Raw genomic sequence first — 17,658 nt, 5'->3', positions numbered from 1 at the left:
GACCATGGGGTGTTTTCTCTATAGGAGGGCTAGGTTATATTCTTTGAAAATCTCTTCAAACCACGTCAGCTTCGCCTTATCTACAAGCTCAAAGCTGTGCTTAGAGCAGTCTGCGGCTAGCTTCCTAGTTTACCCTTTGATTTTCATTGAGTGTTATTTCTTTTTCTTGTTTTTTATCAACCATCCAAGTCCGAGAAGGGCAAGGATACTGAATCCAGCAAGGGCAAGGAGGGATTTGCTCTCGGTTCCTGTATTTGGAAGGAGGTTCTGAGAGTGAGCCTCTGTAGCAGTTTCTTGAGAGTCAGGATTTGCTACTAGGTTTTGGGCTAGGCCTTGTTCTGGTTCAACTTCCAAGCTAGAAAGATTAAACTCTGGTTTTTCTTCCACAGCTGGGGCGACAATGGCACCACCTTGAGACAAGCGGAGAACAACGGCAGTGAGAGCGTTCAATTTTAAGCCTTTTTCAGTCCATTCGAGACCTTGAGGTTTAGCGATTCCTACTGGTCCGGCTTGATTTTCATCTGCGAGGACTTCAGCCTTTCTCAAGTGAGCAAAAGCAGTTCCTAGAGTAAATTCACGAGCCTTATCATCTGCATTGACAAAGACAGCGTAGATATCTCCATTTGGAGCGGTGATTTGGTAGCCGATGGTCACATCTTCTTTTTCAACGCCATTTTGGCCTGGGACAGTGATGAGTCGGACGCGCTCCTTGATATCTTGCAGACTCTTGAGTCGGAAAGCGTCTGTAGATTGACGAAGAGCAATCAATCCTTTCATGTAGTCACGGCTCTTGACATTTTCAGGATAAGCTTTGCCATCTGTAGCTTTGGTCCAATCAAACTTGTTGACAGCATCACTAGAGTCGTAAGAGTCATGGATAAAGTAAGGATAGACAAATGGCTTGCCGTCCTTGTCGCGCAACAAGTGAGACTTGTTTGGGACCTTATCGTCTGGAACAGGAGTCTTGTAGGCTGGATCAAGGAATTGTTTGGTACGTCCGTATTCCTGCCCAGAGTGGATAAACGGAGTTCCTTGAGCAGTCAAGACCATGAGGTTTCCAAGTCGCAAACGACGATGGATCTCAGCGTAGTTTTCAGCCTTGCTAGGGTCTTTTTTGATAGACTGGGCAATGATGTCAAAGAGGGTCAAGTTATCATGGGCTGCGATATACTGGATAACATCTCCAGGGCTGTCTGCTTCAAAGTTGGTTGGTTGGGCAATGAGATTTTTAAAGATAGTGTTGATATCGCGTTTTCCACCTGTGATAAAGGCCGGTTGACCTTCGTTTGGATAGCCAGACTTGAGGTTGTTACGGATGTCGTCTGAAAAGACAGCGACAGTATCTGTTTTCTTCATCCAATCTTGGTCAGCAGGTTGTACAGGCGTATTTTCATCACCAGTATAGGTTCTCCAGCCTTCACCTAGCATGATAAGATTTGGATTGAGGGCGCGTGCAGCTTTGTACGCTTCTTCGATAGAAGCTGCATCGTGGTCACCCATCATATCGAAGCGGAAACCATCTACTTTGTAGGTTTCAACCAGATACTTGATGGAGTCTACCAAGACACGTTTAGACATGTAGTGGGTAGTTCCCAAACGGCCACCTCCAAAGCTGGTACGAGGAGTTCCGTCTGCATCCATAAAGTGGTAGTAGTTTGGCTCAATATCCTCAAAAATATCAACATTTGCAGTATGGTTGTAGACCACGTCCAAGATAGCACCCATGCCACGTTTGTGGATTTCGTTGATGAGGTTTTTGAATTCTACGATACGTTTTTCTGGATCCTTAGGATCGCTTGAGTACATACCAGTCAAGGAGAAGTAGTTTTGAGGGTCATATCCCCAGTTATAGTTGCTGTTGCTTGAAGCGTAGGCAGACAAACGTTCTTGGTTCTTCAATTCATTGACAAAGTAGTAAGACAAGACTGGAAGGAGCTGGATGTGGGTCACACCCAAGTCTTTGAGATAGTCCAGTTTTTCAATAAAGGCTTCAAAGGTACCAAATGGCTTGGTCAAGTCTTTTGCGATGGCAGGATCCGAAGTGAAGTCACGTACATGAGCTTCATAGATAACGGCATCTTCACGTGATTTGAAGTTACGAATCTTTCCATAGGTCAAGTCTTGCGGACCTAACTTCGCTGGATCGACAAAGGCAGCTTTAGCGACCTTATGAGCGGCATCTGTTTTTGCTAGGTCACTGTTCCAAGCCGCTAATGATTTGGCATAAGGGTCAAGAACGAGGACAGTTTTACCTTGGCGCTCGATTTGGTAGTGGTAGTAGTAGCCAGTGTAGTTGCTGATACCGAGACCAGAGTTTGCATCCAGAGTTTGTTTCCAGGTTCCTTTCTCTCCTTTCTCAAGGGCGACAGTTCCAACTACTTTTTCAGGGTCTTTCTTGTCATAGACAACAACGGAAACCTTATCAGCACTTGGAGACCAGAGGGTGAGGTCAACACGCTTGCCATCTTCTTTTAGAGTTGCGCCGAGTGGACCATCGTAACTGTAGGACTCATCCTTGAGGCGCCAGCTTGAACGTGTGGTAAAGCGGTCTGAATTGTAGCTGACAGTGTAAGGGTGTTGAGTGTCAGAGAAGTCGCCGATGTAGGTCACTTTTTTACCTGCCTCATCCACTTCCACGTCTGTGATAGCTACTTTATTCCCTTGGTAATCAGTGATGCTGGAGTGTTTGAGGATATCGTCTTTCTTAGCCCCAACGAGGGTAGAAAAACTGCTTTCGATACGAGATTTAGCCACGTGTTGGGCACCAGTCATGCGGATATCGTGCACATAGTAGGGGTTAGTGTAGATGGTTTCGTCATCATCTTTGAGGAAAATCTGACTGTGATTTTTTAGATCAGTGAATTTATAATCTTCTTTTCTGATTTTCACATCATCGCCTTTCTTGCTTTCGTCTAGTAATAAAAATCCAAATTCTCTCGCAGCTTCATTGAGTGGGATATCAATGTAGCGACCATATTTTCCAGTTGCGGTAAAGTCAGTACCGTCAGGCCATTCTCCACTGCTTGGGTTCTTGACATCGCCCCAATACCAAAGCGATTTTTTGTCATAGTTGCCATCGGTGCGGTAGTAGTTGACACGAATAGTTCCTGCTGGCTGAGGACGGTAGTTGTATACCTTGTAGTTTTCATCTAGCCAGGCCTCATTCATTTTTGGAGAGAGGCGCTCTACTGAACGGTCCCCTGTCAAGTTATCGCCTTTGGTATTGTTGATAAGGAAGCTGACTTTCTTGGCTTGCTCGTTTTTGAGTTTGACATCTAGGTAATAACCGTAGTCATCTTGCTTGGCATCCTTGAAGGACTTGGCTCCATTGGGCCAGTTTTCAGACGGCTTTTCAACATCATCCCAAGTCCAAAGACCTTGAGAATCTTTGTTCTCTTCAGGGAGTTTTTTTACATGGATACGGAAGTGGTTGTCTGCGATGGGCTCTTCAGAAGATGTGTCAGCTTGTGGTTTTTGTTCTGAAGTTGGCGTTGCAGTGCTGTTATCTACTTTCTCTTCCTTGCTGTTAGCCTGGCTTGTAGTAGCATCTTCTGTTTTAGGTGTTTCTGGTGCTGTAGTAGTTTCCCCAGCTGGAGCTTCTTTTTTAGAATCAAGGGAAGCGTTTGCATTCTTTTGTTCAGAAATAGGCGTTTCCTTTTGAGTTTGACTCGTTTCAGTCTCAGTAGGGGCCTTGGTCACAGCGCTGGTATTTTCCTGAGTTTGAGGCAGGTTTTCGTTAGCCGAAATAGTTGGCATTGCAGCAGAAAGCAGGATAATGCTGGCACCAATAAGGACAGAACCAGTTCCGTTCTTCAAGGAACGGATACCGTAAATCATTTTTTTCTCAGTTTGAGATGGGATCTTTTTCATCACAATTCTCCTTGTGTAGTTGTTCCCTATCAGTATAGCACGAGGTAAACATTAGTGCAAGCGTTTTCCTAACTTTTAAGAGAAAATATAATGCTTCATTCTCTTAAAATTTTAAAATAATATATAGGAAAAGATTGTTTAAAAAATAGTAAAAAAACCTTGAAAAATCTAGCTAAATAAGGTATAATATGAATAATCATTTGTCGTAGGTTTTGTCTGAAATATTGTCCAGACAAGGCTCACAGCAGTTAAATCTTCTGAAAAAGTCAGATTTAGCTGCTCTTTTTGTGCTTTTTTTCAGGTTTTTGAGTGCTTGTAACAAAGATTTAAAGATTCTGAAAATTCGTCAAAGGGACACGGTGATAGGGGTTTTTAAAACCATATGACGATTAGAAAAGCCTGATTGACAAGGCTTGGAATTTATTTACAAAGGAGAATCATCTTGGCAGGACATGACGTTCAATACGGGAAACATCGTACCCGTCGTAGTTTTTCAAGAATCAAAGAAGTTCTTGACTTACCAAATTTGATTGAAATTCAAACGGATTCATTCAAAGATTTCCTAGATCACGGTCTTAAGGAAGTATTTGAAGATGTATTGCCAATTTCAAACTTCACAGACACAATGGAGTTGGAATTTGTTGGCTATGAAATCAAGGAACCAAAATACACGCTCGAAGAAGCTCGTATCCACGATGCTAGCTACTCAGCACCAATTTTTGTAACCTTCCGCTTGATTAATAAAGAAACAGGCGAAATCAAGACCCAAGAAGTCTTCTTTGGTGATTTCCCAATCATGACCGAAATGGGTACTTTCATCATCAATGGTGGTGAACGTATTATCGTTTCTCAGTTGGTCCGCTCACCAGGTGTTTACTTTAACGACAAAGTAGACAAGAACGGTAAAGTGGGATACGGCTCAACTGTTATCCCTAACCGTGGAGCTTGGTTGGAACTTGAAAGCGACTCAAAAGACATCGCTTATACTCGTATCGACCGTACTCGTAAGATTCCATTTACGACCTTGGTTCGTGCGCTTGGTTTCTCAGGTGATGATGAAATCTTTGATATCTTTGGTGATAGCGAATTGGTTCGCAATACTGTTGAAAAAGATATCCACAAGAATCCAATGGACTCTCGTACAGACGAAGCCTTGAAAGAAATCTACGAACGCCTTCGTCCAGGTGAGCCTAAGACTGCTGAAAGCTCACGTAGCTTGCTTGTAGCACGTTTCTTTGACCCACGCCGCTACGATTTGGCAGCTGTTGGTCGTTACAAGATCAATAAAAAACTCAACGTTACAACACGCTTGCTCAACCAAACCATTGCGGAGCCATTGGTAGACCCTGAAACTGGTGAAATCTTGGTAGAAGCTGGTACCGTTATGACTCGTAGCGTGATTGAAAGTATCGAGAGTCACTTGGATGGCGACTTGAACAAGATCGTTTATATTCCAAACGATGCAGCTGTTCTGACAGAACCAGTTGTGCTGCAAAAATTCAAGGTTGTTGCCCCAACGGACCCAGACCGTGTTGTAACCATCATCGGAAATACCAATCCAGACGACAAGGTTCGTGTTGTAACTCCTGCGGATATCCTTGCAGAGATGAGCTACTTCCTTAACTTGGCAGAAGGTATCGGACGTGTGGATGATATCGACCACCTTGGGAACCGTCGTATCCGTGCAGTTGGTGAATTGCTTGCCAACCAAGTACGTCTTGGACTTTCTCGTATGGAACGTAATGTCCGTGAACGTATGTCTGTTCAGGACAATGAAGTTTTAACACCACAACAAATCATCAATATCCGTCCTGTAACAGCTGCGGTTAAAGAATTCTTTGGTTCATCACAGTTGTCACAGTTCATGGACCAACACAATCCACTTTCTGAGTTGTCTCACAAACGCCGTTTGTCAGCCTTAGGACCTGGTGGTTTGACACGTGACCGTGCTGGATATGAAGTACGTGACGTGCACTATACTCACTATGGTCGTATGTGTCCAATCGAGACACCTGAAGGACCTAACATCGGTTTGATCAATAACTTGTCATCTTACGGGCACTTGAACAAGTATGGTTTTGTTCAAACACCATACCGTAAGGTTGACCGTGAAACTGGTGTAGTCACAAACGAAATCGTTTGGTTGACAGCCGATGAAGAAGATGAATTTACTGTAGCGCAGGCTAACTCTCGTCTTAACGAGGACGGTACTTTTGCTGAGAAAGTTGTCATGGGACGTCATCAAGGGGTCAACCAGGAGTATCCAGCAGAAGTGGTTGACTACATGGACGTGTCACCAAAACAGGTAGTTGCCGTTGCGACAGCATGTATTCCTTTCTTGGAAAACGATGACTCCAACCGTGCCCTCATGGGTGCCAACATGCAACGTCAGGCTGTGCCTTTGATTGATCCAAAAGCACCTTACGTTGGTACTGGTATGGAGTATCAAGCAGCCCATGACTCTGGTGCTGCTGTTATTGCTCAGTATGATGGTAAAGTTACATACGCAGATGCTGACAAGGTAGAAGTACGCCGTGAAGATGGTTCATTGGACGTATATCACATCCAAAAATTCCGTCGTTCAAACTCAGGTACTGCCTATAACCAACGTACACTTGTTAAAGTTGGCGATGTCGTTGAAAAAGGCGACTTTATCGCTGACGGACCTTCTATGGAAAAAGGGGAAATGGCGCTTGGACAAAACCCAATCGTTGCCTACATGACATGGGAAGGTTACAACTTCGAGGATGCCGTTATCATGAGCGAACGCTTGGTCAAAGACGATGTCTACACATCTGTCCACCTCGAGGAATACGAATCAGAAACGCGCGATACAAAGCTTGGGCCTGAAGAAATTACTCGTGAAATTCCAAACGTTGGTGAAGATGCCCTTAAAGACCTTGACGAAATGGGTATTATCCGTATTGGTGCTGAGGTTAAAGAAGGAGATATCCTTGTAGGTAAAGTCACACCTAAGGGTGAAAAAGACCTTTCTGCTGAAGAACGTCTCTTGCACGCTATCTTCGGAGACAAGTCTCGTGAAGTGCGTGATACTTCTCTTCGAGTACCTCACGGTGCCGATGGTGTCGTTCGTGATGTTAAGATCTTTACACGTGCAAATGGTGATGAGTTGCAATCTGGTGTGAATATGCTGGTTCGTGTCTACATCGCTCAAAAACGTAAGATCAAGGTCGGAGATAAGATGGCCGGACGTCACGGAAACAAAGGGGTTGTCTCTCGTATCGTTCCTGTAGAAGACATGCCTTACCTTCCAGATGGAACTCCAGTCGATATCATGTTGAACCCACTTGGGGTGCCATCACGTATGAATATCGGTCAGGTTATGGAACTCCACCTTGGTATGGCAGCCCGTACTCTTGGTATCCACATCGCAACACCAGTCTTTGACGGAGCAAGTTCGGAAGACCTTTGGGACACTGTTAAAGAAGCAGGTATGGATAGCGATGCCAAAACAATCCTTTACGATGGACGTACAGGTGAGCCGTTTGACAACCGTGTATCAGTTGGTGTCATGTACATGATCAAACTCCACCACATGGTTGATGATAAATTGCACGCGCGTTCAGTCGGACCATACTCAACCGTTACCCAACAACCACTTGGAGGTAAAGCTCAGTTTGGTGGACAACGTTTCGGTGAGATGGAAGTTTGGGCTCTTGAAGCCTACGGTGCGTCAAATGTTCTCCAAGAAATCTTGACTTACAAGTCTGACGATATCAATGGACGTTTGAAAGCTTATGAAGCTATTACAAAAGGAAAACCAATTCCAAAACCAGGTGTTCCAGAATCCTTCCGAGTTCTTGTGAAAGAATTGCAATCTCTTGGTCTTGACATGCGTGTCCTTGACGAAGATGATCAAGAAGTGGAACTTCGCGATTTAGATGAAGGAATGGACGAAGATGTCATCCACGTAGATGACCTTGAAAAAGCCCGCGAAAAAGCAGCCCAAGAGGCGAAAGCAGCCTTTGAAGCTGAAGAAGCTGAGAAAGCAACAAAAGCGGAAGCAACAGAAGAAGCTGCTGAACAAGAATAAGCAGTTCACTTAGAATAGAAAGGGAAGAAATAGTGGTTGATGTAAATCGTTTTAAAAGTATGCAAATCACCCTAGCTTCTCCAAGCAAAGTCCGTTCATGGTCTTATGGAGAAGTCAAAAAACCTGAAACAATCAATTACCGTACGTTGAAACCAGAACGTGAAGGACTCTTTGACGAAGTCATCTTTGGTCCTACAAAAGACTGGGAATGTGCTTGTGGTAAGTACAAACGCATTCGTTACAGAGGGATTGTTTGTGACCGCTGTGGGGTTGAAGTAACGCGTACGAAAGTTCGTCGTGAGCGTATGGGGCACATCGAGTTGAAAGCTCCTGTATCTCACATCTGGTATTTCAAGGGGATTCCAAGCCGTATGGGCTTGACCCTTGATATGAGTCCTCGTGCCCTCGAGGAAGTTATCTACTTTGCGGCTTATGTGGTGATTGATCCTAAGGATACACCACTTGAGCACAAGTCTATCATGACAGAGCGCGAATACCGTGAGCGCTTGCGTGAGTATGGTTATGGTTCATTCGTTGCCAAAATGGGTGCCGAAGCCATCCAAGACCTCTTGAAACAAGTAGATCTTGAAAAAGAAATTGCTGAACTCAAAGAAGAGTTGAAAACAGCTACTGGACAAAAACGTGTCAAAGCTATCCGTCGTTTGGATGTTTTGGATGCCTTTTATAAGTCTGGTAACAAACCTGAATGGATGATTCTCAACATCCTTCCGGTTATTCCACCAGATCTTCGTCCAATGTTGCAGTTGGATGGTGGCCGTTTTGCCTCATCTGACTTGAATGACCTTTACCGCCGTGTTATCAACCGTAACAACCGTTTGGCTCGTTTGCTTGAGTTGAATGCACCAGGTATCATCGTTCAAAATGAGAAGCGTATGCTTCAAGAAGCGGTTGACGCTTTGATTGACAACGGTCGTCGTGGTCGTCCAATCACAGGACCAGGTAGCCGTCCACTGAAATCATTGAGCCACATGCTTAAAGGGAAACAAGGGCGCTTCCGTCAAAACTTGCTCGGTAAACGTGTTGACTTCTCAGGACGTTCCGTTATCGCCGTTGGTCCAACTCTTAAGATGTACCAATGTGGTGTGCCACGTGAAATGGCGATTGAGCTCTTTAAACCATTTGTGATGCGTGAAATCGTTGCGCGCGACATCGTGCAGAACGTCAAAGCGGCTAAACGCTTGGTGGAACGTGGAGACGAACGTATCTGGGATATTCTTGAAGAAGTAATCAAAGAACACCCAGTACTTTTGAACCGCGCACCGACCCTTCACCGTTTGGGTATCCAAGCCTTCGAGCCAGTCTTGATTGACGGTAAAGCCCTTCGCTTGCACCCGCTTGTCTGTGAAGCCTACAATGCCGACTTTGACGGGGACCAAATGGCCATCCACGTACCGCTTTCAGAAGAAGCTCAAGCAGAAGCTCGTATCTTGATGTTGGCTGCTGAGCATATCTTGAACCCGAAAGATGGTAAACCAGTTGTTACTCCATCTCAGGACATGGTTTTGGGTAACTACTACTTGACCATGGAAGAAGCTGGTCGTGAAGGTGAAGGAATGGTCTTCAAAGACCGTGACGAAGCGGTTATGGCATACCGCAATGGTTATGTTCACCTCCACTCACGTGTTGGTATTGCAACAGACAGCCTTAACAAACCATGGACAGAAGAGCAAAAACACAAGGTCTTGCTGACAACGGTTGGTAAAATCCTCTTCAATGACATCATGCCAGAGGGTCTACCTTACTTGCAAGAACCAACAAATGCCAACTTAACAGAAGGTGTTCCAGCTAAATACTTCTTGCCACTAGGTGGAGATATCAAGGAAGCAATCAGCAATCTTGAACTCAACCCTCCATTCAAGAAGAAAAACCTTGGGAATATCATCGCTGAAATCTTCAAACGTTTCCGTACGACAGAAACTTCTGCCCTACTTGACCGCATGAAGAACCTCGGTTACCACCACTCAACTCTTGCAGGTTTGACAGTGGGTATTGCCGATATCCCAGTTGTTGAAGACAAGGCTGAAATCATCGAAGAATCACACAAACGTGTAGAACAAATCACCAAACAATTCCGTCGTGGTATGATCACGGACGATGAGCGCTACAACGCTGTTACAGCTGAATGGCGTGCAGCCCGTGAAAAATTGGAGAAACGTTTGGTTGCCAACCAAGATCCTAAGAACCCAATCGTTATGATGATGGACTCTGGAGCCCGTGGTAACATCTCAAACTTCTCACAGCTTGCCGGTATGCGTGGTCTGATGGCCGCTCCGAACGGACGTATCATGGAATTGCCAATCCTTTCAAACTTCCGCGAAGGTTTGTCAGTACTCGAAATGTTCTTCTCAACTCACGGTGCCCGTAAAGGTATGACCGATACGGCCCTTAAGACAGCCGACTCAGGTTACTTGACTCGTCGTTTGGTTGACGTTGCCCAAGACGTTATCATCCGTGAGGACGACTGTGGAACAGACCGTGGTCTCTTGATTCGTTCTATCGCAGAAGGAAAAGAGATGATCGAGTCTCTTGAAGAACGTCTTATCGGTCGTTACACTAAGAAAACTGTTAAACATCCAGAAACTGGTGCAGTGATCATCGGTCCAAATGAATTGATTACAGAAGAAAAAGCTGCTGAAATTGCAAATCTTAAGATCAAGAATGAAGATGGTGAACTTGTAAATGCAATCGAGGAAGTTACTATCCGTTCTGTATTTACATGTAACACTCGTCATGGTGTCTGCCGTCACTGTTACGGTATCAACTTGGCGACTGGTGATGCGGTTGAAGTTGGTGAAGCAGTTGGTACAATCGCTGCCCAATCTATCGGGGAACCTGGTACACAGCTTACAATGCGCACCTTCCACACGGGTGGGGTTGCCTCAAATACCGATATCACTCAGGGTCTTCCTCGTGTCCAAGAAATCTTTGAAGCCCGCAATCCTAAAGGGGAAGCGGTCATCACAGAGGTCAAAGGACAAGTTACAGCTATCGAAGAAGACGCGTCAACTCGTACCAAGAAAGTCTTCGTTAAGGGTGAAACTGGAGAAGGCGAATACGTGGTACCATTTACAGCCCGTATGCGTGTCGAAGTTGGAGACCAAGTCTCTCGCGGTGCGGCATTGACAGAAGGTTCTATCCAACCAAAACGTCTCCTTGCTGTTCGTGATGTCTTGTCAGTTGAAACTTACCTTCTCGGTGAAGTACAAAAAGTTTACCGTAGCCAAGGGGTAGAAATCGGTGACAAACACATCGAGGTAATGGTTCGTCAAATGATCCGTAAAGTTCGTGTCATGGATCCAGGTGACACAGACCTTCTTATGGGTACTCTCATGGACATCAACGACTTTACAGATGCTAACAAGGATGTTCTTATCGCAGGTGGAGTTCCAGCGACTGGTCGCCCAGTTCTTATGGGAATCACCAAAGCCTCACTTGAAACAAATAGTTTCTTGTCAGCGGCTTCCTTCCAGGAAACAACTCGTGTCCTTACAGATGCGGCCATCCGTGGTAAGAAAGACCATCTCCTTGGACTCAAGGAAAATGTTATCATTGGTAAGATCATCCCAGCTGGTACTGGTATGGCTCGCTACCGTAACCTTGAACCACAAGCTATCAATGAAGCAGAATATCTGGCTCCAGAACAAGAAGAGGCAGAACTTGCTCCTGTAGAGGAAGTTGTGGAAATCCAAGTTGAAGAAACAGTAGAATAAAAGCAAACAAGAGAACCTTTGGGTTCTCTTTGTTTTATTTCAGAAAAATTTTCCCACTTTTTCATAAAGTATGGTAGAATAGAAGAACTAAAATGCCAAGGAGGTGTCCGTATGGAACAAACATTCTTTATCATTAAGCCAGATGGTGTGAAAAGAGGGCTGGTTGGTCAGGTTCTGAAAAGAATTGAGGAGCGTGGTTTCAAAATCGAAAAATTAGAGTTGCGTTCAGCAGTTTCAGAAGTTTTGATTGACCAACACTATCAAGACTTGGTTGAAAAAAGTTTTTATCCTCCTATCCGTCAGTTTATGACCTCAGGACCGGTAGTGGTGGGCATTCTATCAGGTCCGAAAGTGATTGAAACTTGGCGTAGTATGATGGGAGCTACTCGTCCAGAAGAAGCCTTGCCTGGAACTATCCGAGGAGATTTTGCTAAAGCAGCAGGAGACAATCAAGCTATTCAAAATGTAGTTCATGGCTCCGATTCGGAAGCTTCTGCAAAACGTGAAATTGCTCTCTGGTTTAAGGATTAGACTGGTAAAAGAACAGTTCTGTGCACAAGAGAGCTGTTTTTTGGTCAGTTGAGCACAAAAAAAGAACACTTGAGGCGGAAACAATCATTTCAAACTCCTCACAAGGTATAATCCCATATAGGGAGGGAAAAGAAATGGTAAAATCAATTCGCCTATTGTTACTGATTGCAGTCATCCAGATTAGTTTTAGTAGTTGCCTATTATGGAAAGAATCCTTTTTATCTTTAAAACAGACCAATGCTTACTTTTTGATTTTGATAGTAGGAATTTCTGTTTTGTGCGCTGGGATAAATTATTTCCATACAGCAGACCAGTCTAGACATAGTATTTTACATGTTCAAAAGAAAGTGAGCCTTGTTTATTGCCTCCTTTTAGTAGTCAATCTTCTGGCAACCTGTCTGGTTCTCTCAGAAAGCATCCAAACCACTAGCAAATTGCAGCAGGAACTGGTTGACCTCTTTTTACCCTCCTTCTTTTTCTTGCTAGGAGTAGATCTATTGATTTTCTTACCTTTTGATAAAATTTTTCGCGATATAGAAAATCACCTAAATAAAAAGAAAACAGTCGTCATTTCCGTTCTAGCTACGATGGTTTTCTTGAGGAATCCCTTAGTGATTTCCTCGATTTTCTTTTATATCAGTGTTGGTTTTCTATGCGCACGTTTCCTTTTTCCCAAATGTATCCAAAGGGAAATCTCCTTTTATGGGCACCTGATTCGGGATATCCTGTTTGTTTTTTCAATAGTTGTATTCTTTTAAGTGGAGGAGAATCTTTCAAAATTGTTATAGTAAGTCCATAAAGAAAATTCACACAAAAGAAAACTTTTTGGTATAATAGTAGCATGCACACAAAAAATGAAGAAGAGCTTCTAGCTCTCGGAGAAAGATTAGGTCATTTGCTTCAAAAAGACGATGTTCTGATCTTGACTGGAGAGTTGGGAGCGGGTAAAACAACCTTTACAAAAGGCCTTGCTAAGGGCTTGGATATCCGTCAGATGATTAAAAGTCCAACCTATACCATTGTTAGAGAGTACGAAGGGCGTTTGCCACTTTACCACTTGGATGTCTACCGTATCGAAGGTGATGCTGATTCTATTGACTTGGATGAGTTTCTCTTTGGAGGTGGTGTGACTGTTATTGAGTGGGGGCATCTTTTGGGTGAAGATTTACCAGATTCTTACTTGGAATTGGAAATTTTGAAAGAAGCTGAGGGTCGTTGTCTTCATTTTACGGCTCATGGCTCTCGGGCTGGACAACTCATCAAGGAGCTTCAAGATGGAGTATGAGTTGTGTATTCGTGAGGCAGAGACATCAGATGCTACAGCCTTAATTGCATTTTTAGATTGTGTCGGTCAAGAGACAGATTTTACCAGTTTGGATGAAAATGGTATCATGATGACAGCTTCTGAAATGGCTCTTTTTATCGAAAAACAAGCTGTATCAGAGAATCAAATTACTCTCCTCGCCTTACTGAATGATGAGATTGCAGGAGTTTTAAATATCACAGCGGACCAACATTTAAGAGTTCGACATATCGGTGATGTTTTTTTAGCAGTTCGCAAGAAATTTTGGAACCAAGGCTTGGCGACTATACTTCTAGAAGAAGGCATCGAGTGGGCTAAAGTCAGTGGCGTCTTGCGCCGTTTGCAACTTAGTGTACAAAAACGAAACGAGGCTGCAGTCCACCTCTATTCAAAAATGGGATTTATCACAGAAGGCTTACAAGAAAGAGGAGCCTATTTAGCAGAAGGGATATTTTTAGATGTTTGTCTTATGGGCAAGCTGATAAATAAATAACGAGATGATTAAAAAATTAATTGGAATGGTGCTAGGTTTCCTAGCAGTAACAGTTTTAGGTGTAGCGGTTTATGGCTATACCATCTACCAACAGGGAACAGAAACCCTAAGTAAAAAGACTTACAAAAAAATCGGGGAAGAAACCAACGTTATCGAAGCGACGGAGCCTCTGACCATCCTCTTGATGGGGGTAGATACGGGAAATGTGGAACGTACAGACCCGTGGGCGGGAAATAGTGATTCCATGATTCTCCTGACGGTTAATCCCAAAACAAAGAAAACCACTATGATGAGTTTGGAACGGGATATTTTGACCAAGATTGAGACTGGAAACGGTCAAGTTCAGGAAGCCAAACTCAATGCGGCCTATGCTAATGGTGGTGCGGAACTTGCAATTTCTACTATTCAAAAGATGATGAATATCCACATTGACCGCTATGTGATGGTTAACATGCAGGGGCTTCAACAATTGGTGGATGCAGTTGGTGGGATCACCGTCAACAATACACTCGGTTTCCCAATTTCGATTGCTGACCAAGAAGAGTTCAATAAGATTTCCATCGGTGTTGGAGAACAAACCTTGAATGGGGAGGAAGCCTTGGTGTATTCACGGATGCGTTACCAAGACCCAGAGGGAGACTATGGTCGTCAAAAACGTCAACGTGAAGTCATTCAAAAAATCGTTGAGAAGGTTTTGAGCCTAAACAGTGTGAGTCATTATCAAGGTATCCTCAAAGCTTTGAGTGATAACATGCAGACCAATGTGGACTTGTCAGCTAAGAGCATTCCACAATTGCTTGGCTATCAAGATTCTTTCAAGAATATCGAAACGCATCAATTGCGTGGGGAAGATGCTGAGCTACAGGGAATTTCTTATCAAATCGTCACTTCAGAACATATGCTCGAGATGCAAAATCTCTTGCGTCGTTCACTAGGTAAAGAGCCAGTGACAGAATTGGAAACCAATGCGGTACTGTACGAAACAGCCTTTGGTCGGACAGCACCTTCAACCAGTACTAACGCTTCAAACGAAGAAGCAGAATAAGAAAAGAATCAAATCGTGGGAAATTTCCTGCGATTTTTTCAAAAAAATTCGAATAGATAAGTAGGAGGAAACATGAAAGCAGAAATTATTGCTGTCGGAACAGAAATTTTAACAGGGCAGATTGTCAATACCAATGCTCAGTTTTTATCAGAGAAACTAGCCGAAATCGGGGTAGATGTCTACTTCCAAACTGCTGTTGGAGATAATGAAGCTCGTCTTTTGTCCTTGCTTGAGATTGCGAGTCAACGTAGTAATCTTGTGATTTTGACAGGGGGCTTGGGACCAACTGAGGATGATTTGACCAAACAAACCCTGGCAAAATTTTTAGGAAAAGATCTAGTGTTTGACCCTCAAGCGCAAGAGAAACTGGATATTTTCTTTGCTCATAGACCTGACTATGCTCGGACACCGAATAATGAGCGCCAAGCCCAAATTGTAGAAGGGGCGACTCCACTGCCAAATGAGACAGGTTTAGCAGTAGGAGGAGTATTGGAAGTGGATGGTGTAACCTACGTGGTCCTTCCAGGACCACCTAGTGAATTGAAACCTATGGTATTAAATCAACTCTTGCCCATGCTGATGACAGGAACCAAACTGTACTCACGAGTGCTCCGTTTCTTTGGAATTGGGGAGAGTCAGTTGGTGACCATTTTGGCGGATTTGATTGACCATCAAACCGATCCGACTTTGGCACCGTATGCCAAAACAGGAGAAGTGACCTTGCGCTTGTCTACAAAAGCAGTTAGTCAAGAAAAGGCTGATCAAGCACTGGACATCTTAGAAAATCAAATCTTGGATCGTCAAACTTTCGAGGGGATTTCTCTACGAGATATCTGTTATGGATATGGGGAAGAAACCAGCCTCGCAAGTGTCGTTGTAGAAGAGCTAAAGAAGAGACAGAAAAGCATTACTGCGGCAGAAAGCTTGACGGCAGGTCTCTTTCAAGCGACATTAGCAGACTTTTCGGGCGTTTCAGCAATCTTTAATGGCGGTTTTGTCACTTACAGTTTAGAAGAAAAGTCTAAGATGTTGGATATTTCCGAGCAAGAGCTAAAAGAACACGGGGTCGTTTCTGAGTTTACGGCTCGAAAAATGGCAGAGCAGGCACGGCTCAAGACTCAGTCTGATTATGGAGTCAGTCTGACAGGTGTAGCTGGGCCAGATAGCCTAGAGGGGCATCCAGCTGGCACAGTTTTTATTGGACTGGCACATGCAAAAGGGACAGAAGTGATCAAGGCTAATATCGCAGGACGGAGTCGAGCAGATGTACGTCACATCGCGGTTATGCATGCCTTTAACCTAGTTCGCAAGACTTTATTAAGTGACTAAATTTTGGTATAATGAAAGATAGGTCGAAGGACCAGTAGAATATAGGAGAACAAAATGGCGAAAAAACCAACAAAAAAATTAGATGAAATTGGGAAAAAATTTGGAGCTGACCGTGAAAAAGCATTGAACGATGCTCTTAAATTGATTGAGAAAGACTTTGGTAAGGGTTCAATCATGCGCTTGGGTGAACGTGCAGAGCAAAAGGTGCAAGTGATGAGCTCAGGCTCATTGGCTCTTGACATTGCCCTTGGTTCAGGTGGTTATCCTAAAGGACGTATCATCGAAATCTATGGACCAGAATCATCTGGTAAGACAACGGTTGCCCTTCACGCTGTTGCGCAAGCACAGAAAGAAGGTGGTATTGCAGCCTTTATCGATGCGGAACATGCTCTTGACCCAGCCTATGCTGCAGCCCTTGGTGTGAATATTGACGAATTGCTCTTGTCACAACCAGACTCAGGTGAACAAGGTCTTGAAATTGCTGGAAAATTGATTGACTCAGGTGCAGTTGACCTTGTCGTTATCGACTCAGTTGCGGCCCTTGTACCTCGTGCGGAAATTGATGGGGATATTGGAGACAGTCACGTTGGTTTGCAGGCTCGAATGATGAGCCAGGCCATGCGTAAACTCGGAGCTTCTATCAATAAAACCAAAACAATTGCCATCTTTATCAACCAATTGCGTGAAAAAGTTGGGGTCATGTTTGGAAATCCAGAAACAACACCTGGTGGACGTGCTTTGAAATTCTACGCTTCAGTCCGTTTGGATGTTCGTGGAAGCACACAAATCAAAGGAACTGGTGACCAAAAAGATACCAATGTCGGTAAGGAAACCAAGATCAAGGTCGTGAAAAACAAGGTAGCTCCACCATTTAAGGAAGCCTTTGTTGAAATCATGTACGGAGAAGGGATTTCTAAAACTGGTGAGCTCTTGAAGATCGCAAGTGATCTCGATATCATCCAAAAAGCGGGAGCATGGTACTCTTACAAGGGTGAAAAAATCGGACAAGGATCTGAAAATGCTAAGAAATACTTGGCGGATCACCCAGAGATTTTTGATGCTATTGACCATCAAGTTCGTGTTCAATATGGGTTGATTGAAGATGAAGAAGCTTCTGATCATAGTCCAGTAGCGGAGGCGACTTCTAATCAAGAAGTAACACTTGACCTTGGCGATGATCTTGGAATCGAAATTGAAGAATAAAAATAAAAGCGGAGAAGTCTTTCTCTGCTTTTTATGTTTAATTATTAACTCTCCATAAGCTTCAAAAGCGTAATAAAAGAGTATTTAATCAAAAAAATT

General features: G+C 43.8%; 10 protein-coding genes. 9 read left to right on the top strand and 1 reads right to left on the bottom strand.

The genetic code is table 11. The features are described 5' to 3' along the window. Positions 1–153: 153 nt before the first annotated feature. Positions 154–3,870, bottom strand: coding sequence for a pullulanase (locus EL140_RS08450; protein ID WP_000723746.1), 3,717 nt, complete (start codon positions 3,868–3,870; stop codon positions 154–156). Positions 3,871–4,312: 442 nt separating this feature from the next. On the opposite strand from EL140_RS08450, the gene rpoB reads away from it, so the two are divergent. The 9 genes from rpoB (at position 4,313) to recA (ending at position 17,559) form a co-directional block, all read left to right on the top strand. Beyond that, positions 4,313–7,924, top strand: coding sequence for a DNA-directed RNA polymerase subunit beta (rpoB, locus tag EL140_RS08445; RefSeq protein ID WP_000907178.1), 3,612 nt, complete (start codon positions 4,313–4,315; stop codon positions 7,922–7,924). A 32-nt stretch (positions 7,925–7,956) separates the two neighbouring features. Next, positions 7,957–11,655, top strand: coding sequence for a DNA-directed RNA polymerase subunit beta' (rpoC, locus tag EL140_RS08440; RefSeq protein ID WP_000228752.1), 3,699 nt, complete (start codon positions 7,957–7,959; stop codon positions 11,653–11,655). A 111-nt stretch (positions 11,656–11,766) separates the two neighbouring features. After that, positions 11,767–12,186, top strand: coding sequence for a nucleoside-diphosphate kinase (ndk, locus tag EL140_RS08435; RefSeq protein WP_000438309.1), 420 nt, complete (start codon positions 11,767–11,769; stop codon positions 12,184–12,186). A 134-nt stretch (positions 12,187–12,320) separates the two neighbouring features. Further along, the gene (locus EL140_RS08430) at positions 12,321–12,944 is read left to right on the top strand and encodes a hypothetical protein (RefSeq protein ID WP_000240908.1); all 624 of its coding nucleotides are present in this window, start codon (positions 12,321–12,323) and stop codon (positions 12,942–12,944) included. Between the two features lie 83 nt (positions 12,945–13,027). Further along, positions 13,028–13,471, top strand: coding sequence for a tRNA (adenosine(37)-N6)-threonylcarbamoyltransferase complex ATPase subunit type 1 TsaE (gene tsaE, locus EL140_RS08425; RefSeq protein WP_000556960.1), 444 nt, complete (start codon positions 13,028–13,030; stop codon positions 13,469–13,471). After that, positions 13,461–13,982, top strand: coding sequence for a GNAT family N-acetyltransferase (locus tag EL140_RS08420; protein ID WP_000455521.1), 522 nt, complete (start codon positions 13,461–13,463; stop codon positions 13,980–13,982). The genes tsaE and EL140_RS08420 overlap by 11 nt, the downstream gene beginning before the upstream one ends. A 4-nt stretch (positions 13,983–13,986) precedes the next feature. Beyond that, on the top strand, positions 13,987–15,027 hold the full coding sequence (lytR, locus tag EL140_RS08415) for a glycopolymer--peptidoglycan transferase LytR (protein WP_000592174.1): 1,041 nt from the start codon (positions 13,987–13,989) through the stop codon (positions 15,025–15,027). 72 nt (positions 15,028–15,099) lie between these two features. Next, positions 15,100–16,356, top strand: coding sequence for a competence/damage-inducible protein A (locus EL140_RS08410; RefSeq protein ID WP_000642669.1), 1,257 nt, complete (start codon positions 15,100–15,102; stop codon positions 16,354–16,356). 54 nt (positions 16,357–16,410) lie between these two features. Then, the gene (recA, locus tag EL140_RS08405) at positions 16,411–17,559 is read left to right on the top strand and encodes a recombinase RecA (RefSeq protein WP_001085515.1); all 1,149 of its coding nucleotides are present in this window, start codon (positions 16,411–16,413) and stop codon (positions 17,557–17,559) included. The last annotated feature ends 99 nt before the right edge of the window (positions 17,560–17,658 follow it).

The organism is Streptococcus oralis ATCC 35037, assembly GCF_900637025.1.
Classification (GTDB): domain Bacteria; phylum Bacillota; class Bacilli; order Lactobacillales; family Streptococcaceae; genus Streptococcus; species Streptococcus oralis.
This window is presented reverse-complemented; position numbering and strand designations above follow the sequence as displayed.